17 protein-coding genes and 1 pseudogene are annotated in these 24870 nt (G+C 63.7%); 12 read left to right on the top strand and 6 right to left on the bottom strand.

Annotation, left to right across the window (positions count from 1 at the left end; translation table 11 throughout):
* Positions 1-8: 8 nt before the first annotated feature.
* The 5 genes from hslU to J4P02_RS07205 form a co-directional block, all read right to left on the bottom strand.
* On the bottom strand, positions 9-1349 hold the full coding sequence (gene hslU / locus J4P02_RS07225) for an ATP-dependent protease ATPase subunit HslU (protein ID WP_426188890.1): 1341 nt from the start codon (positions 1347-1349) through the stop codon (positions 9-11).
* Positions 1350-1392: 43 nt separating this feature from the next.
* The gene (hslV, locus tag J4P02_RS07220; protein WP_426188889.1) at positions 1393-1923 is read right to left on the bottom strand and encodes an ATP-dependent protease subunit HslV; all 531 of its coding nucleotides are present in this window, start codon (positions 1921-1923) and stop codon (positions 1393-1395) included.
* 183 nt (positions 1924-2106) lie between these two features.
* A complete protein-coding gene (locus tag J4P02_RS07215) occupies positions 2107-2814 on the bottom strand; it encodes an SPOR domain-containing protein (protein WP_426188888.1) in 708 nt (235 codons plus the stop codon).
* Position 2815: 1 nt separating this feature from the next.
* The gene (argS, locus tag J4P02_RS07210; protein ID WP_426188887.1) at positions 2816-4552 is read right to left on the bottom strand and encodes an arginine--tRNA ligase; all 1737 of its coding nucleotides are present in this window, start codon (positions 4550-4552) and stop codon (positions 2816-2818) included.
* A 184-nt stretch (positions 4553-4736) separates the two neighbouring features.
* A complete protein-coding gene (locus tag J4P02_RS07205) occupies positions 4737-6956 on the bottom strand; it encodes a primosomal protein N' (RefSeq protein WP_426188886.1) in 2220 nt (739 codons plus the stop codon).
* Between the two features lie 293 nt (positions 6957-7249).
* Here J4P02_RS07205 and rpmE point away from each other — a divergent pair, with 293 nt between their 5' ends.
* From rpmE to J4P02_RS07190, 3 genes are all read left to right on the top strand, one after another.
* Positions 7250-7471 carry a 50S ribosomal protein L31 gene (rpmE, locus tag J4P02_RS07200; protein WP_426188885.1) on the top strand — a complete coding sequence of 74 codons (222 nt, stop codon included), beginning with the start codon at positions 7250-7252 and terminating at the stop codon, positions 7469-7471.
* Between the two features lie 41 nt (positions 7472-7512).
* A complete protein-coding gene (locus tag J4P02_RS07195; protein ID WP_426188884.1) occupies positions 7513-8292 on the top strand; it encodes a thermonuclease family protein in 780 nt (259 codons plus the stop codon).
* Between the two features lie 187 nt (positions 8293-8479).
* On the top strand, positions 8480-9748 hold the full coding sequence (locus tag J4P02_RS07190) for a malic enzyme-like NAD(P)-binding protein (RefSeq protein ID WP_426188883.1): 1269 nt from the start codon (positions 8480-8482) through the stop codon (positions 9746-9748).
* A gap of 131 nt (positions 9749-9879) precedes the next feature.
* On the opposite strand, the gene J4P02_RS07185 is transcribed toward J4P02_RS07190, so the two are convergent.
* Positions 9880-12312 carry a penicillin-binding protein 1A gene (locus J4P02_RS07185; protein ID WP_426189009.1) on the bottom strand — a complete coding sequence of 811 codons (2433 nt, stop codon included), beginning with the start codon at positions 12310-12312 and terminating at the stop codon, positions 9880-9882.
* Positions 12313-12529: 217 nt separating this feature from the next.
* Here J4P02_RS07185 and pilM point away from each other — a divergent pair, with 217 nt between their 5' ends.
* The 9 genes and pseudogenes from pilM to gltB all read left to right on the top strand — a co-directional run bounded on the left by pilM (position 12530) and on the right by gltB (position 24829).
* Positions 12530-13579 carry a type IV pilus assembly protein PilM gene (pilM, locus tag J4P02_RS07180; RefSeq protein ID WP_426188882.1) on the top strand — a complete coding sequence of 350 codons (1050 nt, stop codon included), beginning with the start codon at positions 12530-12532 and terminating at the stop codon, positions 13577-13579.
* The gene (locus tag J4P02_RS07175) at positions 13579-14145 is read left to right on the top strand and encodes a PilN domain-containing protein (RefSeq protein WP_426188881.1); all 567 of its coding nucleotides are present in this window, start codon (positions 13579-13581) and stop codon (positions 14143-14145) included. Before pilM ends, J4P02_RS07175 begins: the two co-directional genes overlap by 1 nt.
* Positions 14142-14768 (top strand): type 4a pilus biogenesis protein PilO, encoded by a 627-nt coding sequence (locus J4P02_RS07170; RefSeq protein ID WP_426188880.1) that lies wholly within the window; start codon positions 14142-14144, stop codon positions 14766-14768. The genes J4P02_RS07175 and J4P02_RS07170 overlap by 4 nt, the downstream gene beginning before the upstream one ends.
* Positions 14765-15286, top strand: a complete 522-nt coding sequence (locus J4P02_RS07165; RefSeq protein ID WP_426188879.1) for a pilus assembly protein PilP — start codon at positions 14765-14767, stop codon at positions 15284-15286. Before J4P02_RS07170 ends, J4P02_RS07165 begins: the two co-directional genes overlap by 4 nt.
* A 153-nt stretch (positions 15287-15439) precedes the next feature.
* Positions 15440-16669 (top strand): annotated as a pseudogene (locus J4P02_RS07160) (type IV pilus secretin PilQ); the annotation flags it as partial.
* Between the two features lie 4 nt (positions 16670-16673).
* A complete protein-coding gene (gene aroK, locus J4P02_RS07155) occupies positions 16674-17192 on the top strand; it encodes a shikimate kinase AroK (RefSeq protein ID WP_011058824.1) in 519 nt (172 codons plus the stop codon).
* 144 nt (positions 17193-17336) lie between these two features.
* Positions 17337-18437: a 3-dehydroquinate synthase gene (gene aroB, locus J4P02_RS07150; protein ID WP_426188878.1), complete on the top strand. Its 1101-nt coding sequence runs from the start codon at positions 17337-17339 to the stop codon at positions 18435-18437.
* A gap of 10 nt (positions 18438-18447) precedes the next feature.
* A complete protein-coding gene (locus tag J4P02_RS07145) occupies positions 18448-20031 on the top strand; it encodes an SPOR domain-containing protein (RefSeq protein ID WP_426188877.1) in 1584 nt (527 codons plus the stop codon).
* A gap of 349 nt (positions 20032-20380) precedes the next feature.
* Positions 20381-24829, top strand: a complete 4449-nt coding sequence (gltB, locus tag J4P02_RS07140) for a glutamate synthase large subunit (protein WP_426188876.1) — start codon at positions 20381-20383, stop codon at positions 24827-24829.
* Positions 24830-24870: the final 41 nt, after the last annotated feature.

Below are 24870 nucleotides of genomic sequence, written 5' to 3'. Positions count from 1 at the left end.
CTTGCCGCTTAGAGGATATAGCGGGAAAGGTCTTCGTTCTGCGCCAGCTCGCCCAGGTGGCTGTTGACGTAGGCGGCGTCGATGCGGATCGGCTCCTCGCTGTGGGCGCTGGCCAGATCGCCGGCGCTGAACGACACCTCTTCCAGCAGGCGCTCGAGCAGGGTATGCAGGCGACGAGCACCGATGTTCTCGGTCTTCTCGTTGACCTGCCAGGCAATTTCCGCCAGGCGCTTGATGCCGTCTGCCAGGAACTCGATGTTCAGGCCTTCGGTCTTCAGCAGCTCGCGGTACTGCTCGGTCAGTGAAGCATGCGGCTCGCTGAGGATGCGCTCGAAGTCTTCCGGCGACAGCGCCTTGAGTTCCACGCGGATCGGCAGGCGGCCTTGCAGCTCAGGCACCAGGTCGCTGGGCTTGCTCAGGTGGAAGGCCCCGGAGGCGATGAACAGGATGTGGTCGGTCTTGACCATGCCCAGCTTGGTGTTGACGGTGCAGCCTTCGATCAGCGGCAGCAGGTCGCGCTGCACGCCTTCGCGGGACACATCGACGCCACCGGCGTTGCCGCGCTTGGCCACCTTGTCGATTTCGTCGATGAACACGATGCCGTGCTGCTCGACCGCTTCCAGGGCCTTGGCCTTGAGTTCCTCGTCGTTGACCAGGCGGCTGGCCTCTTCATCGCGCACCAGCTTCAGCGCTTCCTTGACCTTGAGCTTGCGACTCTTGCGCTTGCCCTTGCCCATGTTGGCGAACAGGTTCTGCAACTGGTTGGTCATCTCTTCCATGCCCGGTGGCGCGGAAATATCGACGCCGGTGGCTTCCGCCACTTCGATCTCGATTTCCTTGTCGTCCAGCTGGCCTTCGCGCAGGCGCTTGCGGAACAGCTGGCGGGTATTGGAGTCCTGGGCCGGGGCCGCTTCCTCGTTGCTGAAGCCCATGCGGGCCGGAGGCAGCAGGGCGTCGAGGATGCGTTCCTCAGCGGCGTCTTCGGCGCGGTGGCGAACCCGGATCATTTCCTGTTCGCGGAACATCTTGATCGCGGCATCGGCCAGGTCACGGATGATCGATTCGACATCGCGGCCGACATAGCCGACCTCGGTGAACTTGGTGGCCTCGACCTTGATGAACGGTGCATTGGCCAGCTTGGCCAGGCGCCGGGCGATTTCGGTCTTGCCGACGCCGGTCGGGCCGATCATCAGGATGTTCTTGGGGGTCACTTCAACGCGCAGCTCGGCCGGCAGCTGCATGCGCCGCCAGCGGTTGCGCAGGGCAATGGCGACGGCGCGCTTGGCATCGTCCTGGCCGATGATATGGCGATTGAGTTCGTGGACGATTTCGCGGGGTGTCATGGACATAGTAATTGGCGGTCCTCAAGCAGGAATAAAGGCCGAAACGGGCTTATTCCGCGAGATCCTGCTCCTCGATGGTTTGAGTGTGGTTGGTGAATACACAGATATCGGCGGCGATGCCCAAGGCGGTCTCGACGATGTCCCGGGCCGACAGGTCGGTCTTCTTCAGCAGGGCGCTGGCTGCGGCCTGGGCGTAGGCGCCACCGGAACCCATGGCGATCAGGCCGTCTTCGGGCTCAACCACATCGCCGTTGCCGGTGATGATCAGGGAGGCGTCCTTGTTGGCCACGGCGAGCATGGCTTCCAGGCGGCTCAGGGAGCGGTCGGTACGCCATTCCTTGGCCAGCTCGACGGCTGCGCGAATCAGGTGCCCCTGGTGTTTTTCCAGTTGGCCTTCGAAGCGTTCGAAAAGGGTGAAGGCATCGGCAGTGGCTCCGGCAAAGCCGGCGATGACCTGGCCGTGATACAGGCGGCGGACTTTTTTCGCGTTGCCTTTCATCACGGTATTGCCGAGGGAAACCTGGCCGTCGCCGCCCATGACGACTTTGCCGTGGCGGCGGACTGAAACGATGGTGGTCAAGGGGGGAGTCTCCACACTGCGGGGCGAAAGTGCCCTGATGGAAACTCATATGGGGGTGGCTGAGGGTTTTTCAACTGGGGGGCGTATCGGGGGACCAGCGGCAGTTGCCGGCTGGCCAGGTGCTTCGCGGGCAAGCCCGCTCCTGCGGGGCGTTGTGCAGGAGCGGGCTAGCGGCGCTTGGGGCTAGCGGCTCTGGCGCTGTTGTAACAGCAGGTTGCTGAAGCCGGCGCCGGACAGCTGTTTCTGCGCCACGGTGAGCTGTTCGCGGTTGCTGAACGGGCCGACCAGTACCCGGTACCAGGTTTCGTCCTTGACCGTGCCGGACTCCACCGACACCGACTGGCCCAGCAGGATGATCTGCGCCCGCACCTTGTCGGCATCGGCTTCCTTGCGGAACGAGCCGGCCTGGAGGAAGAACTTGGTCACCGGCGCAGCCTTGGCCACCGGCGGCGCCGGTGGTGGGGTGATGCCCGCCAGCGCCGCCTGGGCCCGCGCGGTGTCGATCTTCGCCGCTTCCGCCGGGGTGACCGGGGTGGTCGGCACGGTCGGCACTTGCGGGGTCGGCAGGGTTTTCTCCGGCACCGCCTCGGGCGGCACTATGACTTCCGATTCCGGCAGCAGGGTGTAGAAGTCGTATTTGGGCTTCACCGGTTGCTGCGGGCTCGGCGGGGTCTTGTTGGCCTCGGCGATCTTGCTGGCTTTCTGCTGCTCGACCTTCTCGCGCTTGACGCTGTCGCCGCCCTTGCCCGGTTCGAGCTTCATCAGGAACACGATGAAGGCGCCGATGGTCAGGCCGATGGCCAGCCACAACCAGCCCGGGATCGGCTTCTTGGCCGGGGCCTGGTAGCGGCTGGCGCCACGCTTGGGTGCGGGTTTTTTCTTGGCAGCCAACTTACATTTGCTCCAGGACTTTGAGGCCCAGCAGTTCCAGACCTTGCTTGAGGGTGCGGCGAGTCAGCTCGGTAAGGCGCAGGCGGCTGTGCATCTGCGTTGGCGTCTCGGCGGCGAGGATCGGGCAATTCTCGTAGAAGCTGGAGAACAGCCCGGCCACATCGTACAGGTAGGTGCAGAGGATATGCGGGGTGCCCTTGTCGGCGACGTTATTGAGAATCTCGCCAAACTGCGCCAGCTTGGCCGCCAGCTCCAGTTCGTGGGCGGCGTGCAGCTCGATCTGCCCGCCGACTTCGGCGAAACCCTTGCCCAGCTTGCGGAATACACCCGCGGCGCGGGTGTAGGCGTACAGCAGGTAAGGCGCGGTATTGCCTTCGAAGTTGAGCATCAGGTCGAAGTTGAAGCTGTAGTCGCTGGCGCGGTGCTTGGACAGGTCGGCGTATTTCACCGAGTCGATGCCCACCACCTTGGCGATGCGGCGCAGGTCGGCTTCCGGCAGTTGCGGGTTCTTCTCCTTCACCAGGGCGTAGGCGCGCTCCTCGGCCTCGGTCAGCAGGTCGATCAGCTTCACGGTGCCGCCGTCGCGGGTCTTGAACGGACGGCCGTCGGCGCCGTTCATGGTGCCGAAGCCCATGTGCTCCATCTCCATCGGATGGGTCACGAAACCGGCCTTGCGCGCCACGGCGAACACCTGCTGGAAGTGCAGGGCCTGACGCTGGTCGACGAAGTACAGGGCGCGGTCGGCCTTGAGCTGGCCGCTGCGGTAGCGCACGGCGGCCAGGTCGGTGGTGGCGTACAGGTAGCCGCCGTCGGCCTTGACGATGATCACCGGCAGTGGCTCGCCCTCGGCGTTCTTGAACTCGTCGAGGAACACGCACTGGGCGCCGTTGCTTTCCACCAGCATGCCCTGGGCCTTGAGGTCGTTGACCACATTGATCAGGTCATCGTTGTAGGCGCTCTCGCCCATCACGTCGGCCATGCTCAGCTTGACGTTGAGCAGCTCGTAGATCTTCTGGCAGTGGGACAGGGAGATGTCCTTGAAGCGGGTCCACAGGGCCAGGCATTCAGGGTCGCCGGCCTGCAGCTTGACCACCAGGCCGCGGGCGCGGTCGGCGAACTCGCTGGACTCGTCGAAGCGCTGCTTGGCGGCGCGGTAGAAGTTTTCCAGGTCCGACAGCTCGTCGCTGGTGATCGGGTTCTCTTCCAGGTAGGCCATCAGCATGCCGAACTGGGTGCCCCAGTCGCCGACGTGGTTCTGGCGAATCACCGTGTCGCCGAGGAATTCCAGGACCCGTGCCACGCCGTCACCGATGATGGTGGAGCGCAGGTGGCCGACGTGCATTTCCTTGGCCAGGTTCGGTGCCGACATGTCGATCACCGTGCGTTGCGCCGGGCCGGCCTTGCGCACGCCCAGGTGCTCGTCCGCCAGGGCGGCATCCAGGCGCGCGGCCAGGGCCTGGGTGTTCTGGAAGAAGTTGATAAAGCCCGGGCCGGCGATTTCCGCCTTGCTCAGGTTTTCGTCGGCCGGCAGCGCGGCGATGATCTTCTCCGCCAGGTCGCGGGGCTTCATGCCGGCCGGCTTGGCCAGCATCATGGCGATATTGCTGGCGAAGTCGCCGTGGGTCTTGTCGCGGGTGTTCTCCACCTGGATCGCCGGCGTCAAGCCTTCTGGCAACACACCTTCGGTGACGAGTTGGGTGATGGCTTGCTGGATGAGCTGGCGAATGCTGTCTTTCATGATCTTCTCTTTCGACCGCTGGCGCGGCGGCGCTTTGATGCGCAGGTGGAAAAACTGGGCATTATCCGTTGCTGGAACGGGCTTGCCAACCATTGAGGGTGCGAGTGGCAAGCTGCAAGCCGTCAGTAAAGCAGCACAGGCCGACCCTACCTACTGTTGCCGCTTGGAGCTTGCCGCTTACGGCTTAGTAGAGATCCACCGGATCCACATCCAGCGACCAGCGCACCTGGCGCCCGCTGGGCATCTGCTCCAGCACCAGCAACCAGCTGCTGAGCAGCCGATGCAGCGGCGCCCTGGCATTGGCCTGCAACAATAGCTGCGCGCGATAGCGTCCGGCACGCCTTTCCATGGGCGCTGGCACCGGCCCCAGCAATTCGATGCCCCCCAGATTCTGTTCCGCCAGCAAGCGCTCGGCTTCACTGCAGGCTTCATCGAGGAAGGCCTCGGCCTGGCCCGGCTTGTGCGCCTCGGCCCGCAGCAGGGCCAGGTGGGCGAAGGGCGGCAGGCCGGCGGCGCGACGCTCGCTCAGGGCCTGTTCGGCGAAGGCGAAGTAGCCCTGATCGGTGAGTTGCACCAGCAAGGGGTGGTCGGCGAGGTGGGTCTGGATGATCACCTTGCCCGGTTCTTCAGCCCGCCCGGCGCGGCCGGCCACCTGGACGATCAACTGGGCCATGCGCTCGCTGGCGCGGAAGTCCCCGGAAAACAGGCCACCGTCGGCGTCGAGGATCGACACCAGGGTCACCCGGGGAAAGTGATGCCCCTTGGCCAGCATCTGGGTGCCCACCAGGATGCACGGTTGGCCTTTCTGGATGGTGGCGAACAGCTGGTTCATCGCGTCCTTGCGCGAGGTGCTGTCGCGGTCCACCCGCAACACTGGGTAGTCGGGGAACAGAATGCCCAGCCGCTCCTCCGCCCGTTCGGTGCCGGCACCCACGGGGCGTAGGTCGACCTTGCCGCATTGCGGACAATGGCGCGGCACGCGCTCCACATAGCCGCAGTGGTGGCAGCGCAGCTCGCCGGAGCGCTGGTGTACGGTCATGCGTGCGTCGCAGCGCTGGCATTCGGACATCCAGCCGCAGTCGTGGCACAGCAGGGTCGGGGCGAAACCGCGGCGGTTGAGAAACACCAGCACCTGTTGCCCGGCGGCCAGGGTCTGGCCGATGGCTTGCTGCATGGGGCCGGAAATACCGCTGTCCAGGGGCCGGCTCTTCACGTCCAGGCGCAGGAAACGCGGTTGCTTGGCGCCGCCGGCACGCTGGTTCAGGCGCAGCAGGCCATAGCGGCCGGTGTAGGCGTTGTGCAGGCTTTCCAGGGACGGCGTGGCCGAGCCCAGGACAATCGGGATGTTCTCCTGGCGTGCGCGCACCAGGGCCAGGTCGCGGGCGTGGTAGCGCAGGCCTTCCTGCTGCTTATAGGAGCCGTCGTGCTCCTCGTCGATGATGATCAGCCCGGGGTTTTTCATGGGGGTGAACAGCGCCGAGCGGGTGCCGATGATGATATCGGCCTCGCCATCCCGGGCTGCGAGCCAGGCGTCCAGCCGCTCGCGATCGTTGACCGCCGAGTGCAGCAGGGCGATGCGCGCATTGAAGCGCTGCTCGAAGCGCGCCAGGGTCTGCGGGCCCAGGTTGATCTCGGGAATCAGCACCAGGGCCTGCTTGCCGGCTTCCAGGGTTTCGCGGATCAGTTGCAGGTAGACCTCGGTCTTGCCGCTGCCGGTGACGCCGGCCAGGAGAAACGCGTGATAGCTGTCGAACCCGGCGCGAATGGCTTCATGGGCCGCGCGCTGCTCGTCGTTGAGCGGCAGCTCCGGCTGCGCCAGCCAGTGTTCGTGGCGTGCGCCGGGCGCATGCTTGCGCACCTCGATCTGCACCAGGTCCTTGGCCAGCAGCAAGTCCAGGCTGTCCTTGCTCAGCATCAGCTTGCTCAGCAGCGGATGGGGCACGCCGTGGGGGTGCTGGGCCAGGGTTGCCAGGGCCTCGCGCTGGCGTGGCGCACGGGCGATGCGCGGGTCGTCGAGGCGGGCGCCGGGGGCGATCGACCAGAAGCGTTCCTGGCGAACCTCGGCCGGTTCGCCCTGGCGCAGCAGCACCGGCAGGGCCCAGCTGAAGGTGTCGCCCAGGCTGTGCTGGTAATACTGGGAGGTCCACAGGCACAGCTTGAACAGAGCCTCCGGCAGCGGTGGCGTGGGGTCCAGCAGGGCCAGTGCCGGCTTGAGCTTTTCCACCGGGACTTCGCTGTGATCGGTGACTTCCACCAGGATGCCGATCATTTCCCGACGGCCGAACGGCACCCGCAGCCGCATGCCCGGATGCAGCTGGGTGCGCGGTACGCCGGCCGGCGCACGATAGTCGAACAGGCGGCGCAGGGGCGAAGGCAGGGCGAGGCGCAAGATGGCGTTGGGCACGCGGGAGGATCTCGTTGGACGGTCGGTGAACAGGCCCGGAGCCTAACAGACGAGCGGTGGAGTGTCCTGCACCAGCATGTGCGGTGTTACGCCGGCCTTGGGGGGCTGATGTGCAACGGTCAAGACTGCTGGTACAGCAAGTTGGGGGCTGTCAAGGCCATGTCGGCTTTTTCTGATGGAGGGTGGTCGGGATCTCTTGCGTGATTGCCGCGGTCTGGTAGAATTCGCGCCCTAATTCGTGCGGTATTCAACAATAGTGTTGGGTGGCGGCACGCTAGCCTGAGGAATGCACCATGAAAGCCGATATCCATCCAGTATACGAAGCCGTTACCGCTACCTGCAGCTGCGGCAACGTGATTCAAACTCGCTCCACCCTGGCCAAGCCTCTGAGCCTGGACGTGTGCAACGAGTGCCACCCGTTCTACACCGGTAAGCAGAAGACTCTGGACGTTGGCGGTCGTGTCGACAAGTTCAAGTCGCGCTTCGGTGCTTTCGGCGCTGCGAAGAAGGCCTGAGGCTGATCGCTCTGGAAAGCCGATACCGACTTTCCTCGCTGATGAAAAAGGCGCCCCATGTGGGCGCCTTTTTTGTGTCCGCGATTTGGCTGACAGCAGCCCAGGCATTTTGCCCAGCGCCCAAGGGGCTGGTGCCTGCCACTGTGCAGCGGGTGGTGGATGGCGACACCTTGCATCTGAGCGACGGTCGCCGGGTGCGCATGCTGGGCCTCAATGCGCCGGAACTGGCCGGCAAGGGGCGCGCGGCCGAACCCTTGGCCAAGGCTGCACGGCAACGCTTGCAGCGACTGGTGGCACGCAGCGGTGGCCGGGTCGGCCTGCTGCCTGGACGAGAACGTCACGACCGCTACGGGCGGACCCTGGCCCATGTCTATGACCGCAATGGTCGCAACCTCGAGGCGCAGTTGCTGGCCGAGGGCCTGGCTGTGCAGATTGCGCTGCTGCCGAATGTCGCCCTGGTGGCCTGCCAGCAGGCTGCGGAAAACCACGCGCGCCGCGCCAGGCTGGGGCTTTGGCGGCGTTCACCTGTACTGAAAGCGGAGCAGATCCGCCGCTCGGGTTTTGCCCTGCTGGAAGGCTCTGTACGCAAGGTTCGGCGCAATCGCGAGGGCATTTGGCTGACACTGCCGGGCCGGCTTGTATTGCATATTGCACCCAATGTCCTGAAGCGCTTCGATCGGCGGTCGCTGGAGGGCCTGGCCGGTCGGCGGATAGAGGTGCGTGGCTGGGTGAGAGAAGCTGCGCCTCAGGCCTGGAGCAAGGCTGGTGATATTCGCTGGATATTGTCAGTAAAAGACTCGTCCATGCTCAGATTCCTCTGATAAAGAAAAATTGTAGACATTTTTAATGAATATTGTGAACAGTTGAAAGCCTTGTGCACCGCGGCTCTTGGCCCAAAGTCGTAGGCTAGGGGCCTTGACAGGGGTGACTGGCCAGTCTTGTGGGGACTATGCGAGACGAGTATCCTCGGCGGTCCGTCTGTCCAACAGCAAAAAGCGGAATGCCCACATGTCTGATTTGAAAACTGCCGCTCTCGAATATCACGCCAATCCTCGTCCAGGAAAGCTGAGTGTCGAGCTCACCAAGGCCACTGCTACCGCTCGTGATCTGGCGCTGGCCTACAGCCCCGGCGTAGCCGAACCGGTACGCGAGATCGCTCGCGATCCGGAACTGGCCTACAAGTACACCGGCAAAGGCAACCTGGTTGCCGTCATTTCCGATGGCACCGCAATTCTCGGCCTGGGCAACCTCGGCCCACTGGCCTCCAAACCGGTGATGGAAGGCAAGGGCGTTCTGTTCAAGCGTTTCGCCGGCATCGATGTGTTCGACATCGAAGTCGACTCCGAAAGCCCGCAGGCCTTCATCGACACCGTCAAGCGCATTTCCATCACCTTCGGTGGCATCAACCTGGAAGACATCAAGGCACCCGAGTGCTTCGAGATCGAGCGCGCGCTGATCGAGCAATGCGATATCCCGGTGTTCCACGATGACCAGCACGGCACCGCGATCGTGACCGCCGCTGGCATGATCAACGCCCTGGAAATCGCTGGCAAAACCCTGGCCGACGCCAAGATCGTCTGCCTCGGCGCCGGTGCTGCCGCCATCTCCTGCATGAAGCTGCTGGTGAGCATGGGTGCGCAGATCGAGAACATCTTCATGGTCGACCGTACCGGTGTGATCCATTCCGGCCGTGACGACCTGAACCAGTACAAGGCGGTGTTCGCCCACGCTACCGACAAGCGCACCTTGGCCGACGCCCTGCACGGCGCCGACGTGTTCGTTGGCCTGTCCGGCCCGAACCTGCTGAGCGCTGAAGGCCTGAAGTCCATGGCGCCGAACCCGATCGTGTTCGCCTGCTCCAACCCCGATCCGGAAATCGCTCCGGAACTGGCTCACGCCACCCGCAATGACGTGATCATGGCTACCGGCCGTTCGGACTACCCGAACCAGGTGAACAACGTACTGGGCTTCCCGTTCATCTTCCGTGGTGCCCTGGACGTTCGCGCCAAGCGCATCAACGAGGAAATGAAGATTGCCGCGGCCAACGCCCTGCGTGAACTGGCCAAGCTGCCGGTGCCTCAGGAAGTGTGCGACGCCTACGGTGGTATCTCCCTGGAGTTCGGCCGTGAGTACATCATTCCGAAACCAATGGATGCCCGCCTGATCACCGTGATCTCCGATGCCGTGGCCAAGGCTGCCATCGAGACCGGCGTGGCAACCCTGCCGTATCCGAAGAACTACCCGCTGAAAAGCGTGAACGACGTGTTCAACGGTTAAGCGAAGCCCCATAAAAAACCCGGCCATCGAGCCGGGTTTTTTTATGGGGGAGTTTCAAGCTACAAGCGGCAAGAGAAGGAGGTGTCGCTCTTTCTTGCCGCTTGTAGCTGGCAGCTTGTGCTGCCGTTCTCTTAGAAGAGGTCGATCGGTGCTGCTTCGTCCGCCGGCAGTGGGCTGCCCGGGGCTACGCCGTTGCCCAGTTCGTTGACCGAGGGCGGGGTGTCCTCGCTCTTGAACAGTTCGAAGTAGGCATTGGGCGTGCCCGGAGTGGCGGCGCGGCCGCTGACCGGGTCGACCCGCAGGCTGAGAATGCCTTCTGGCTCCGGTTGGGTGTGCGGCGGCCGGCCCTTGAGGGCGGCGCCCATGAAGTTCATCCAGATCGGCAGGGCCACGGTGCCGCCGTATTCGCGGCGACCCAGGCTTTCTGGCTGGTCGAATCCGGTCCATACGGTGGTCACGTAGTCGGCGTTGTAGCCGGAGAACCAGGCATCCTTGGATTCGTTGGTGGTGCCGGTCTTGCCGGCCAGGTCCGGACGACCCAGGGCCAGGGCGCGGCGGCCGGTGCCTAGCTTGATCACGTCCTCGAGCATGCTGTTGAGGATGTAGGTGGTACGTCCGTCGATAATTCGCTCGGCGATCACCGGGGCCTGCACCGGCGCCTGGGTTGCAGCCTCGCCCGCCACGCTATTGACCGTGAAGCCCGGCTCCGGAGCGGCGATGCCGCTGCTGGCGGTGTCGCCGGTGGGCGCGCTGGGGGGATTGGCGGTGAACAGGGTCTCGCCGTTGCGGCTTTCGATCTTGTCGATGATGTACGGCGTGATCTTGTAGCCGCCGTTGGCGAAGGTGCTCCAGCCGGTGGCGATTTCCATGGGGGTCAGGGTCGCGGTGCCCAGAGCCAGGGACAGGTTGCGCGGCAGGTCCTGCTTGTTGAAGCCGAACTTGCTGATGTAGTCGATGGTGCGGTCCACACCCATGCTCTGCAGCAGGCGGATCGACACCAGGTTGCGCGACTTGTACAGCGCCTCACGCATGCGGATCGGGCCGAGGAAGGTGTTGGTGTCGTTCTTCGGACGCCAGACCTTATCCAGGTACTCGTCGACAAACACTATCGGTGCGTCGTTCACCAGGCTGGCTGCGGTGTAGCCGTTGTCCAGCGCGGCGCTATAGACGAAGGGCTTGAAGCTCGAGCCGGGCTGGCGCTTGGCCTGCATGGCGCGGTTGTAGTTGCTCTGCTCGAAGGCGAAGCCACCCACCAGGGCGCGGATTGCACCGTTCTGCGGGTCCAGGGTCACCAGGGCGCCCTGGGCCTGTGGGATCTGGCTGAATTTGAGCGAATTGTCCGCCTGGCGCTGCACGCGAATCAGGTCGCCGACCTGGGCCACGTCCGCCGGCTGGCGTGGAGCGGCGCCCATGCTGTTGGTGTTGAGGAAAGGCCGGGCCCATTTCATGCTGTCCCAGGCCACGTGCTCGTCGCCATTGCGGGTCAGCACCTGTACCCCGTTCTTCTCGACCTGGGTGACGATCGCCGGTTCCAGGCCGCTGATGGTGCGCTGCTTGGTCAGCTCACTGGCCCAGGCGGCGCGGGTCTTGCCTGCCAGGCGAGATTCAGGACCACGATAGCCGTGACGCTGGTCGTAGGTCATCAGGCCTTCGTGGACTGCGGTATTGGCCATTTCCTGGAGGTCGCTGGGCACCGTGGTGGTGACCCGGAAGCCCTCGGTGTAGGCGTCGCTGCCATAGCGGCCGACCATTTCGGCGCGGGCCATTTCGGCAATATAGGGTGCGCTCACTTCCGGGGTCGGCACGTGATAGCTGGCATTCAGCGGCTCGTTGATCGCTGCGGTGTAGTCCGCTTCGCTGATCTTGCCCAGTTTGTACATGCGCCCCAGGATCCAGTCGCGACGTTCCTTGCTGCGCGCCGGGTTGGCCAGCGGGTTGAAGCGCGAAGGCGCCTTGGGCAGGCCGGCGATCATCGCCATCTGCGCCAGGCTCACATCACGGATGGACTTGCCGTAGTACACCTGGGCCGCCGCCTCGATACCGTAGGCGCGGTTGCCCAGGTAGATCTTGTTGACGTACAGCTCGAGGATCTCGTCCTTGGTCAACTGCCGTTCGATCTGCAGGGCCAGAAGGATTTCGGTGGTCTTGCGCGAGAAGCTGCGCTCGCTGGAGAGGAAGAAGTTCTTCGCCACCTGCATGGTGATGGTGCTGCCGCCGGACTGAATGTGACCGCTCTTGACCAACTGGCTTGCGGCGCGCATCAGGCTGCTGGGGTCAACCCCGTAATGGTTAGCGAAGTTGTCGTCTTCAGCACTTAGTAACGCATTGATGAAGTTGGGTGGAATTTCGGCGAAACGTATGGGCGTACGGCGCATTTCGCCAAATTCTGCGATCAACTTGCCGTCGCTGCTGTACACCCGCAGGGGAATCTGCAACTGGATACTTCTCAGCGCCTCAACCGAAGGCAGGCCGGGACTAAGATAGAGATACGCACCGGAGAGGGCGAGGAGCAGCCCACAGAACACCGCGACAATGGACCACCCGAAAAACTTCAGCAGACGAATCAAGGCTTTTGGATTTCCAGAGAAAGGAATGAATTAGGCGCCAGGGCATTCACGGTCATAGGGACCGACCCGCGCGGCAGGTAAAGGCGGAAAAAACGCTGCGCATTATAAGCATTTTCCATCGAGAGCGTCATTTGCCCGTCTGTCAAGGCGCGGCAGGGTCGCGCCACGCAGCTCAAGGATTCCGTAAGTTACGGATACTCATAGGGAATTGGTCGTGCTTGGACTCTTCGGCAAAAAGCCTGGTTCCCTGCTGGGGATCGATATCGCTGCGACTTCGGTCAGGCTTCTGGCATTGAGTCGCCAGGGCCGGGCCCATCAGGTCGAAGCCTATGCCTGTGAGCCACGGGCAGTGGGGCGTGAGCAGCCCGACTCCGAGGCCCTGGCCGCTGTGCTTTCACGGGCCTGGCGCCACAGTGGCAGCCGACTCAAGGCGGTAGCGGTGGCCCTGCCTGGCGAGGCGTTGATCGACAAGTTGATCGAGGTGCCGGCAGGCCTGTCCGGTGCTGAACTGGAGCTGCAGGTCGAACTGGAAGCCGCGCAGCACATCCCTTATCCCCTGGAGGACGCGGCCATGGACTTCGCGGTGCTGGGCCCGTTGCCCGATAACCCCTCGCGGATGCAGCTGTTGCTGGTGGCCTGCCGCAATGAGGATGTCGAGGCCCTGGAAACCTCCCTGGCCCAGGCCGGACTGGAGCCGCAGGTGGTGGATAGCGAGATCCTGGCCCTGGAGCGTTGCCTGGCGATGCTGGTCCCGCAGCTGTCGCTGGCCCCGCACTGTGCCCTGGCCTTGTTGGATATAGGCGAAGACGTCAGCCAGTTTCGAGTCATGCACGAGCTGCAACTGATCTATGGGCGCGAGCAGCTGTTCGGAAGCCGGCAACTGGCCCAGGCCCTGGAGCGCGATTGCTCGCTGACACTGGATCAGGCAGTGCTGGCCGAACGCCGGAACCTGTTGCCGCAGAGTTGCCTCGAGCAGGTGCTGCAATCGTTCGAAGAGCAGTTGCTGCAGCACCTGCACCGAGCCTTGCAACTGTTCGCCGAGTCGCCGCAGCGCCGTTCCATCGAATTGCTGCTTCTGGCGGGTGCGGGCAGTCGTCTGGCGGGGCTGGCGCAGCGAGTCGCGGCACGGGTGGGCATCGCTACGGTGATCGCCGATCCGTTTGTCGGTATGTCCGTGGCGGATCAAGTGGATGCCGAGGCCCTGGCCCATCAGGCGCCCAACCTGCTGCTGGCCTGTGGTCTGGCCCTGCGAGGATTCGACTGATGCCGCGGATCAACCTGCTGCCATGGCGCGAGGCGGCACGCATGCAGCGCGGTCGGCGTTTTTTGCAGGTGCTGGCGGGGATGCTGGTGCTGGGCCTGGCGCTGGTTTACCTGGCGGACGCTTGTATCGCCCGGGTGCTGGAGCGGCAGCAACTGCGCAGCCAGCATCTGCTGCAGGCAACGGCCCGGCTGGACGTGCAGATCCGCACTGTCGACGAGCTCAAGACGCAGCGTCAGCAACTGCTTGAGCGCATGGCTGTCATCGAGGATCTACAGGCGCGACGTGGCGCCAGCGTGCAGCTATTCGAGCAACTGGCGCGCAGTCTGCCCGAGGGCCTGTACTTCAACGCGTTGGATCGGCAGGGCGATAACCTTGAAATCAGCGGGGCGGCCGAGTCCCATGGGCGGATCTCCGCACTGATGCGCAACCTGCACGCCGCCAAGGGCTTTGCTGCTCCGGGCCTGGCGCAGGTGAAGCGGGCCGAAGGCCCTGGGCAGGGCAGGGGCAATCTGTTTCGGCTTAGCGTCGGGCTGGTGCCCTGGTCGCCGGGGGAGCCGCTGCCATGAGCCTGGAGCAGTGGCTGGCTGAGTGGCGTTGTACTGACATGCGCGCACTGGAACTGCAGGACCCTGGTTCCTGGCCGGGGCCGGTTCAAGCGCTAGCTGCCACGGTGCTGCTGTTGTCGACGCTGCTCTGTGGATACCTGCTGTACCTCAGTCCGCACCTGCAACAGGTGCAGCAACAGCGCCAGGAGCAGGCCCGGCTGGTGCAGCAGTTCGCCGCCAAGGCCCTTCAGGGGGCCGGCTCCGAGGGCTATCGCCAGCAGCTTGAAATCATCCTTGGCCGCTTCGATACGCTGCTGCGGCAGCTGCCCGGCGAGAGCGAAGTGCCCGGCCTGCTCGAAGACATCAGTCGCCTGGGCCTGGGAGCTGGCCTGGCATTCGAGGAGATCCGCCTGCAACCGGAGCGACCCCGGCAGTTCTATGTCGAGTTGCCCATGCAGATCACCCTTGTCGGCAGCTATCACGACCTGGCGGCCTTTGTCGCTGGCGTAGCCGGGTTGCCGCGAATCGTCACCTTGCACGACTTTCGCCTCCGGCCGCTGTCGGCGAGCAACCCGGACCGGTTGCGCATGGGCATCGAAGCGCGAACCTACAGGTACGACAAATCACCGGAGCCGCCCTTGTGAACGGCTGGCGCTGGCTGCTGCCGGGATGCTTGTGCATCGGATTGTCGGCCTGTGAGCCGAGTGCAGGTCTTGCCGACCTGGATACCTATATGGATGAGGTGTCGCGGCAAGCAGCGGAACCACTCGAGCCTGTGCCGGCCTCGGCTTCCTACCCCGTGCAGGCCTATACCGCCGGGGCGCTGCGCAGCCCGTTCCAGCCGCCGCATGGGGCGCTAGCAAGCCGCCAGGGCTCGAGGGGGATTCGCCCCGACCCACAGCGGCCCCGGCAACTGTTGGAGGGCTTTCCTCTCGATCAACTGCAACTGGTCGGAAGCTTGTCCAGCACTACTCGGCGCTATGCACTGCTGCGCGCGGCCGACGTGGTGTATCGCGTGCAGGTCGGTGATTACCTGGGGCACGACGAAGGTCGGGTGGTGGCGCTAGGTGAGTCCCGGGTGGAACTGCTGGAAACGCTTGCTGATGGTGTGGGGAGGTGGCAGCAGCGCCCACGGGTGTTGTCCCTGAAAGAAACCCGCTAATGGAGTTGGCAGAGAATGAACAGGACTGTTGCTGCTCTTGGTCTGGCGCTATGGATGGCGTGGCAGGTATCGCCGGTCGCAGCTGCCGAGCATGCGTCGCAGCCGAGCGAGCAGCGGCTGGCACCTGAGGCGCTGGCTGGCAGTGGCTCGCCCTACAGCGGTGAGCGCTTGTCGCTGAACTTCCAGGACATCGAGGTGCGTTCGGTATTGCAGCTGATTGCCGACTTCACCGGCCTCAACCTGGTGGCCAGTGATTCGGTGCAGGGCGGCATCACCCTGCGCTTGCAGAATGTGCCCTGGGATCAGGCCCTGGATCTGGTGCTCAAGACCAAGGGCCTGGGCCAGCGCCGAGTCGGCAATGTACTGCTGGTGGCACCGGCGGATGAAATCGCCACTCGCGAGCGCCAGGAGCTGGAGTTGCAGAAGCAGCGCGAAGACCTCGCCCCTCTGCGCCGGGAACTGCTGCAGGTCAATTACGCCAAGGCTGCGGATATCGCCAGCCTGTTCCAGTCGGTCACCGGTACCGAGGAGCGGCCCGAAGAGCGGGGTTCCATTACCGTGGATGAGCGCACCAACCACATCATTGCCTACCAGACTCGAAGCCGGCTCGATGAGTTGCGGCGCATCGTCACGCAGCTGGATGTGCCGGTGCCCCAGGTGATGATCGAGGCGCGGATCGTCGAGGTCGATGTCGATTACGACAAGAGCCTGGGGGTGCGCTGGGGTGGTTCGCTGCGTACTGCGGGCAACTGGAGCGCTGCCGGTGCCCCGGGTGGTGGGGATGGCCAGGCACCGTTCGTCGACCTTGGCGCCAGGGCCAGTACCGCGGGCATGGGGGTCGCCTATATCAGCGACAACCTGCTGCTGGACCTGGAACTGACTGCCATGGAAAAGACCGGTAATGGCCAGATCGTCTCCCAGCCCAAGGTGGTCACCGCAGACAAGGAGACGGCGAAGATCCTCAAGGGCACCGAGATCCCCTATCAGGAGGCCAGTTCCAGTGGCGCCACTGCGGTGTCGTTCAAGGAGGCCTCGCTGTCGCTGGAGGTTACGCCGCAGATCACCCCGGACCAGCGCGTCATCATGGAGGTCAAGGTCACCAAGGATGAGCCGGACTACCTGAACAAGGTCCAGGAGGTGCCGCCGATCAAGAAGAACGAAGTCAGCGCCAAGGTCCTGGTCAAGGATGGCGAGACCGTGGTCATCGGTGGGGTTTTCTCCACCACCCAGAGCAAGGTTGTAGATAAAGTGCCATTTCTTGGCGATGTGCCGTATCTTGGCCGCCTTTTCCGGCGTGACGTGGTGTCGGAGAAAAAATCCGAGCTGCTGGTATTTCTCACTCCGCGTATCATGAACAACCAGGCGATAGCTGTGAGTCGTTGATTCTGTGCGAAATTTGATTCTTGTTGGGCCGATGGGGGCTGGAAAAAGCACCATTGGCCGCTTGTTGGCCAAAGAGCTGCGTCTGCCATTCAAAGATTCCGATAAGGAAATTGAACTGCGTACCGGCGCGAATATCCCGTGGATCTTCGATAAGGAAGGCGAGCCGGGCTTTCGCGATCGCGAGCAGGCGATGATCGCCGAACTGTGCGGCACCGACGGAGTGGTCCTGGCCACCGGTGGTGGCGCGGTGATGCGTGAAGCCAATCGTCGGGCGTTGCATGCCGGCGGACGAGTGGTCTATCTGCATGCCTCGGTCGAGCAGCAGGTGGGGCGCACGGCGCGGGACCGCAATCGTCCCCTGCTGCGCACGGCCGATCCGGCCAAGACCCTGCGCGATCTGCTGGAAATCCGCGACCCGCTGTATCGGGAAATCGCCGATCTGGTGGTGGAAACCGATGAGCGGCCACCGCGAATGGTGGTGCTGGACATCCTCGAGCGCCTGCAGCAACTGCCGCCCCGTTAATCCGCCGAGCGAAATGCGCTATTCTCGGCGTCGCGTCGCACCGCCAAGGTGTGGCGCAGAGCTATCGGGCAGCGTCAGAAGACCAGGCGAGGCCCATCGTCAATGCAAGGCACAATGCCTGCTCCATCTTCACTGCGGGGACACATGCAGACACTTAAGGTCGATCTAGGCGAGCGCAGCTACCCGATTCACATTGGTGAAGGATTGTTGGACCGGCCCGAGCTGCTGGTGCCGCATATCGCCGGACGGCAGGTGGCGATCATCTCCAATGAAACTGTCGCGCCGCTGTACCTTGAGCGTCTGACCCGCAGCCTGGAGCAGTTCTCGGTGATCTCGGTGGTGTTGCCCGATGGCGAGGCCCACAAGAACTGGGAAACCCTGCAGTTGATCTTCGACGGCCTGCTCAGCGCCCGTCACGACCGGCGCACCACCCTCATCGCCCTCGGTGGCGGGGTGATCGGTGACATGGCCGGCTTTGCCGCCGCCTGCTATCAGCGTGGCGTGGACTTCATCCAGGTTCCTACCACCCTGCTGTCCCAGGTGGACTCCTCGGTGGGCGGCAAGACCGGTATCAATCACCCGCTGGGCAAGAACATGGTCGGCGCCTTCTACCAGCCGAACCTGGTGCTGATCGATACCGCCAGTCTCAACACCCTGCCGGCACGCGAGTTGTCGGCCGGCCTGGCGGAAGTGATCAAGTACGGCCTGATCTGCGACGAACCCTTCCTCACCTGGCTGGAAGAAAATGTCGACCGCCTGCGGGCTCTGGATCAGCAGGCACTGACCTATGCCATCGAGCGTTCCTGTGCAGCCAAGGCTGCCGTGGTGGGCGCCGACGAGCGTGAATCGGGGGTGCGCGCCACCCTCAACCTGGGCCATACCTTCGGCCACGCCATCGAGACCCATATGGGTTACGGCGTCTGGCTGCACGGAGAAGCGGTTGCCGCTGGCACCGTGATGGCCCTGGAAATGTCCGCGCGCCTGGGCTGGATCACCAGCCAGGAGCGTGACCGCGGTATTCGCCTGTTCCAGCGCGCGGGTTTGCCGGTCATTCCTCCAGAGGAAATGACCGAGGCAGATTTCCTCGAGCACATGGCAGTAGACAAGAAAGTGATAGACGGTCGTATGCGTCTGGTGCTGTTGCGCCGAATGGGCGAAGCCGTAGTGACCGACGATTATCCGAAAGAGGTTTTACAGGCCACGCTGGGAGCGGATTACCGCGCCCTGGCTCAGCTTAAAGGTTAATAAGATCCCGATGACTAGTTTGCATGCCGACGAGGCTTTCCTCGGCCATTACCAGTTGAGCCACGACCCTTTCGCTCCCCGGGTTCCTGGCTTCAAGTTCTTTCCCGCCCAGCGCAAGCCCGTGCTGGGACAACTGCATCACCTGGCCCGTTACAGCCAGTTGCTGCTGGTGGTGACCGGCCCGCAGGGCAGCGGCAAGACCCTGCTGCGCCAGGCGCTGGTCGCCAGCACCAACAAGCAGTCGGTGCAGAGCGTGGTGGTTTCCGCCCGTGGTGCCGGCGATGCCGCCGGTGTGCTGCGCCAGGTGGCCCAGGCGCTGAACGTGGCCCAGGCGGAAATCGGCGCGATCCTCGCGCAGGTGGTGCAACTGGCCCTGACCGGCCAGGAAGTCTACCTGCTGGTGGATGATGCCGAGCAGCTCGACGAATCCGCGCTGGAGGCCCTGCTGGCCCTGGCGGCGGGCGCGCCGGAAGGCCGTCCGCATGTGTTCCTGTTCGGTGAGTCGTCGCTGATTGCCGCGCTGGATCAGCTGAGCGCCGAGGAAGAACGCTTCCATATCATCGAGCTGCAACCTTATACCGAAGAAGAAACCCGCGAATATCTGGCCCAGCGTCTTGAAGGCGCGGGGCAGGGCATCGAACTTTTCTCCGCAGATCAGATCAGTGATATTCACGAAAGCTCCGATGGCTGGCCGGGCAACATCAACCAGGTCGCCAGGGATGCAATGATCGAAGCCATGATCGCCAGCCGCTCTGCGGTCAAGCGTCCAAGTATGGGGTTCAACATGCCGAAGAAACACGTATTGGCCATTTCCGCGGTAGTGGTAGTGGCCGTGGCCGCCGCCTGGCTGATGCCGGGTCGGAGCAAGGCGCCCGCCACCGGGGCACCGGCCAACGAGCAGGCACAGTTGCCGCTGGGCCAGGCGCCGAATGCCAATGGCAGCCCGGCGGTGGAGTTCGCCGGTTCGTCGCAGCCGATGCCGCTGCCGTTGGTCGGCCAGTCGCAGCCGGTGATGCGTGGTCCCCTGGCTGAAGCTGCGGGTGGCATCAACGAGGGCGATGATGGGGTGCCGGTGGAAGGCTCCAGTGCCGTTCCGCCAACCGTGACCACCATTGCGCCACCTGCTGGTGCAGTGGCCGGGCCGACACCGACACCTGCTGCACGTCCGACGCCAGCTCCGGCACCGACCCAGGTGGCCAGCGCCAAGCCGACTCCAGCGCCCAAGCCGGTAGAGAAGCCAGTTGCCGCCAAGCCAGCCCCGGCGCCCAAACCGGCGGAGAAGCCGGTCACCGTGGCCAAGGCCGCCGGTGGCAGCTGGTACGCCGGGCAAGCACCGGGCAACTATGTGGTGCAGATCCTCGGCACCAGCTCGGAAGCCACGGCCCAGAGCTTCGTCAAGGAACAGGGCGGCGAGTACCGCTATTTCAAGAAAGTCCTCAACGGCAAGCCGCTGTATGTAATCACCTACGGCAACTTCTCCAGCCGCGATGCAGCGGTCAGCGCCATCAAATCCTTGCCAGCGAAGGTTCAGGCTGGTAAACCTTGGCCTCGCACTGTCGCTAGCGTTCAACAAGAACTGGCAACAACCCGCTGAAGATTCGGCGGCCTTACCCAGGCCGCCTCTCCCGGCAACCTCAAATTTCCGCATCGGCATGCTGCCTTTCAGGCCGCGTGCCTTGTGGTGTCTGCGTCACAGTAGTTTTTGAGTCGCGGCTGTCAAAGACAAAACTTTTTGACTAGCACAGCGTATCGCTTTAAAACGTTCATAAATGCGACATGAATTTACGACAGATCGTCGCTAAATTTGTGGGGCTTTGTGTCGGTGTGTACAATGACCTCCCTTTTGCCCCCGCAAAGCCGGCGTACGTTCGGCGTGGAAGGTAAGTGGTTGAATTGAAAAGAAATTTGTCTCTTTAAAGAGGCAGCCTGGTGAGAAAGTGTCTATGAAAGCAGGTCTGTACCAACCCGATGAATTTAAGGATAACTGTGGTTTCGGCCTGATCGCCCACATGCAGGGCGAGCCCAGTCATACCCTGTTGAAAACGGCCATCGAGGCCCTGACCTGCATGACCCACCGCGGTGGGATCAACGCGGACGGCAAGACCGGCGACGGTTGCGGTCTGCTGATGCAAAAGCCCGACCTGTTCCTGCGCGCGATCGCCAAGGAGCACTTCGGCATCGACCTGCCCAAGCAATATGCGGTGGGCATGGTGTTCTTCAACCAGGACCCGGTGAAAGCCCAAGCCGCTCGCGAAAACATGAACCGCGAGATCCTGGCCGCCGGCCTGCAACTGGTGGGCTGGCGCAAAGTGCCGATCGATACCAGCGTGCTCGGGCGTCTGGCCCTGGAGCGCCTGCCGCAGATCGAGCAAGTGTTCATCGGTGGCGAGTCCCTGAGCGACCAGGACTTCGCCATCAAGCTGTTCAGTTCCCGGCGTCGCTCGTCGGTGGCCAACGCCGCCGACACCGACCACTACATCTGCAGCTTTTCCCACAAGACCATCATCTATAAAGGCCTGATGATGCCGGCGGACCTCGCCGCCTTCTATCCGGACCTGGGCGACCCGCGCCTGCAAACCGCGATCTGCGTGTTCCACCAGCGCTTTTCTACCAACACCCTGCCGAAGTGGCCGCTGGCCCAGCCCTTCCGCTTTCTCGCGCACAACGGCGAAATCAACACCATCACCGGCAACCGCAACTGGGCCGTGGCCCGGCGTACCAAGTTCGCCAACGACCTGATCCCCGATCTGGAAGAGCTCGGCCCGCTGGTCAACCGTGTGGGTTCCGACTCCTCGAGCATGGACAACATGCTGGAACTGATGGTCACCGGCGGCATCGACCTGTTCCGCGGCGTGCGCATGATCATTCCACCGGCCTGGCAGAACGTCGAGACCATGGACGCCGACCTGCGCGCGTTCTACGAGTACAACTCCATGCACATGGAGCCCTGGGACGGCCCGGCCGGCGTGGTCATGACCGACGGCCGCTACGCCGTCTGCCTGCTGGACCGCAACGGCCTGCGCCCGGCGCGCTGGGTCACCACCCAGAACGGCTTCATTACCCTGGCCTCGGAAATCGGCGTGTGGAACTACCAGCCCGAAGACGTGATCGCCAAGGGCCGGGTCGGTCCGGGGCAGATCTTTGCCGTGGACACCGAGACCGGGCAGATCCTCGACACCGACGCCATCGACAACCGCTTGAAGTCCCGTCATCCCTACAAGCAATGGCTGCGCAAGAACGCCCTGCGCATCCAGGCCACCATGGAAGACAACGACCACGGTTCGGCCTTCTACGACGTCGACCAGCTCAAGCAGTACATGAAGATGTACCAGGTCACCTTCGAGGAGCGTGACCAGGTGCTGCGTCCGCTGGGCGAGCAGGGCTACGAAGCGGTGGGTTCCATGGGCGACGACACGCCGATGGCCGTGCTGTCGCAGCGCGTGCGCACCCCCTACGACTACTTCCGCCAGCAGTTCGCCCAGGTCACCAACCCGCCGATCGACCCGCTGCGCGAAGCCATCGTCATGTCTCTGGAGATCTGCCTCGGTGCCGAGCGCAATATCTTCCAGGAATCGCCCGAGCACGCTTCGCGGGTGATCCTCAGCTCGCCGGTGATCTCCCCGGCCAAGTGGCGTTCGTTGATGAACCTCGACCGCCCGGGCTTCGAGCGTCAGGTCATCGACCTCAACTACGACGAGAGCCTCGGCCTGGAAGCGGCGATCCGCAATGTCGCCGACCAGGCTGAAGAAGCCGCACGCGCCGGCCGCACCCAGATCGTCCTGAGCGACCGTCATATCGCGCCGGGCAAGCTGCCGATCCACGCTTCCCTGGCCACTGGCGCGGTGCACCATCGCCTGACCGAAAAGGGCCTGCGCTGCGACTCCAACATCCTCGTGGAAACCGCCACCGCCCGCGACCCGCACCACTTCGCGGTGCTGATCGGTTTCGGTGCCTCGGCGGTCTATCCGTTCCTGGCCTACGAAGTGCTGGGCGACCTGATCCGTACCGGTGAAGTGCTGGGCGACCTCTACGAGGTGTTCAAGAACTACCGCAAGGGCATCACCAAGGGCCTGCTGAAGATCCTCTCGAAAATGGGCATCTCCACCATCGCTTCCTACCGTGGTGCGCAGCTGTTCGAGGCCATCGGCCTGTCCGAGGAAGTCTGCAACCTGAGCTTCCGTGGCGTGCCGAGCCGGATCAAGGGCGCGCGTTTCGTCGATATCGAAGCCGAACAGAAAGCCCTGGCCGCTGAAGCCTGGAGCCCACGCAAGCCGATCCAGCAAGGCGGCCTGCTGAAGTTCGTCCACGGCGGCGAATACCACGCCTACAACCCGGACGTGGTCAACACCCTGCAAGCCGCCGTGCAGCAGGGCGACTACGCCAAGTTCAAGGAATACACCGCGCTGGTGGACAACCGCCCGGTGTCGATGATCCGCGACCTGTTCCAGGTCAAGACCCTGGACACGCCCCTGGACTTAAGCCAGGTCGAGCCCCTGGAATCGATCCTCAAGCGCTTCGACTCCGCTGGTATCTCCCTGGGTGCCCTGTCGCCCGAGGCCCACGAAGCCCTGGCTGAAGCCATGAACCGCCTGGGTGCGCGTTCCAACTCCGGCGAAGGCGGCGAAGACCCGGCGCGCTACGGCACCATCAAGAGCTCGAAGATCAAGCAAGTGGCCACCGGCCGTTTCGGCGTGACCCCGGAATACCTGGTTAACGCCGAAGTGCTGCAGATCAAGGTGGCCCAGGGCGCCAAGCCCGGCGAAGGCGGCCAACTGCCTGGCGGCAAGGTCAATGGCCTGATCGCCAAGCTGCGCTACGCGGTGCCCGGGGTGACCCTGATCTCGCCACCGCCGCACCACGACATCTATTCGATTGAAGACCTGTCGCAGCTGATCTTCGACCTCAAGCAGGTCAATCCCCAGGCGCTGGTTTCGGTGAAACTGGTGGCGGAAGCAGGCGTTGGCACCATCGCCGCCGGCGTGGCCAAGGCCTATGCCGACCTGATCACCATCTCCGGCTACGACGGCGGCACCGGCGCTTCGCCGCTGACCTCGATCAAGTACGCCGGCGCGCCCTGGGAACTGGGGCTGGCGGAAACTCACCAGACCCTGCGTGGCAACGACCTGCGCGGCAAGGTTCGGGTACAGACCGATGGCGGCCTGAAAACCGGCCTCGACGTGATCAAGGCAGCCATCCTCGGCGCCGAGAGCTTCGGCTTCGGCACCGCGCCGATGATCGCCCTGGGCTGCAAGTACCTGCGCATCTGTCACCTGAACAACTGCGCCACCGGCGTGGCCACTCAGAATGACAAGCTGCGCAAGGACCACTACATCGGCACCGTCGACATGGTGGTGAACTTCTTCACCTACGTCGCCGAGGAAACCCGTGAGTGGCTGGCCAAGCTCGGCGTGCGTTCCCTTGAGGAGTTGATCGGCCGTACCGATCTGCTGGACATCCTCGAAGGCCAGACCGCCAAGCAGCATCACCTGGACCTGACCCCCCTGCTGGGCAGCGACCATATCCCGGCGGACAAGCCGCAGTTCTGCCAGGTGGAGCGCAACCCACCGTTCGACCAGGGCCTGCTGGCCGAGAAAATGGTCGAGATGGCGCGTGCCGCGATCAACGACAAGAGCGGCGCCGAATTCGCCCTGGATATCTGCAACTGCGACCGTTCCATAGGCGCGCGGATCTCCGGTGAAATCGCCAAGCGCCACGGCAACCAGGGCATGGCCCAGGCGCCTATCACCTTCCGCTTCAAGGGTACTGCGGGGCAGAGCTTCGGCGTGTGGAACGCCGGCGGCCTGCACATGTACCTGGAAGGCGATGCCAACGACTATGTGGGCAAGGGCATGACCGGCGGCAAGCTGGTGATAGTTCCGCCCAAGGGCAGCGCCTACAAGACTCAAGACAGCGCCATTATCGGCAACACCTGCCTGTACGGCGCCACCGGCGGCAAGCTGTTCGCCGCCGGCACCGCGGGCGAGCGTTTCGCTGTGCGTAACTCCGGGGCCCACACCGTGGTGGAAGGCACCGGCGATCACTGCTGCGAGTACATGACAGGCGGTTTCGTCTGCGTACTGGGCAAGACCGGCTACAACTTCGGCTCAGGCATGACCGGCGGTTTCGCCTACGTGCTCGACCAGGACAACACCTTCGTTGACCGGGTCAACCACGAACTGGTGGAAATCCAGCGGATCAGCGGCGAAGCGATGGAAGCCTATCGCAGCCACCTGCAACGCGTACTGAACGAGTACGTCGAGGAAACCGGCAGCGAATGGGGTCGCAACCTCGCCGAGAACCTCGACGACTACTTGCGCCGTTTCTGGCTGGTCAAACCTAAGGCAGCGAACTTGAAGTCTCTGCTCACCAGTACTCGCGCGAGTCCGCAATAAAGCAGCTGCAAGTGGCAAGCCTCAAGCTGCAAGTGAAGCAG

Source organism: Pseudomonas sp. NFXW11, assembly GCF_049887815.1.
Classification (GTDB): Bacteria; Pseudomonadota; Gammaproteobacteria; order Pseudomonadales; family Pseudomonadaceae; genus Aquipseudomonas.
Note: the sequence above shows the minus strand (reverse complement) of the source record. Positions and strands in the feature narration are given on the sequence as shown.

Excerpts from the sequence above, each read along its gene's own strand:
- J4P02_RS07145 (WP_426188877.1), top strand. The coding sequence starts at position 18,448 with ATGACTAGTTTGCATGCCGACGAGGCTTTCCTCGGCCATTACCAGTTG.
- hslU (WP_426188890.1), bottom strand. The coding sequence starts at position 1,349 with ATGTCCATGACACCCCGCGAAATCGTCCACGAACTCAATCGCCATATC.
- J4P02_RS07195 (WP_426188884.1), top strand. The coding sequence starts at position 7,513 with ATGAAAAAGGCGCCCCATGTGGGCGCCTTTTTTGTGTCCGCGATTTGG.
- argS (WP_426188887.1), bottom strand. The coding sequence starts at position 4,552 with ATGAAAGACAGCATTCGCCAGCTCATCCAGCAAGCCATCACCCAACTC.
- aroB (WP_426188878.1), top strand. The coding sequence starts at position 17,337 with ATGCAGACACTTAAGGTCGATCTAGGCGAGCGCAGCTACCCGATTCAC.
- J4P02_RS07170 (WP_426188880.1), top strand. The coding sequence starts at position 14,142 with ATGAGCCTGGAGCAGTGGCTGGCTGAGTGGCGTTGTACTGACATGCGC.
- gltB (WP_426188876.1), top strand. The coding sequence starts at position 20,381 with ATGAAAGCAGGTCTGTACCAACCCGATGAATTTAAGGATAACTGTGGT.
- J4P02_RS07175 (WP_426188881.1), top strand. The coding sequence starts at position 13,579 with ATGCCGCGGATCAACCTGCTGCCATGGCGCGAGGCGGCACGCATGCAG.
- J4P02_RS07190 (WP_426188883.1), top strand. The coding sequence starts at position 8,480 with ATGTCTGATTTGAAAACTGCCGCTCTCGAATATCACGCCAATCCTCGT.
- rpmE (WP_426188885.1), top strand. The coding sequence starts at position 7,250 with ATGAAAGCCGATATCCATCCAGTATACGAAGCCGTTACCGCTACCTGC.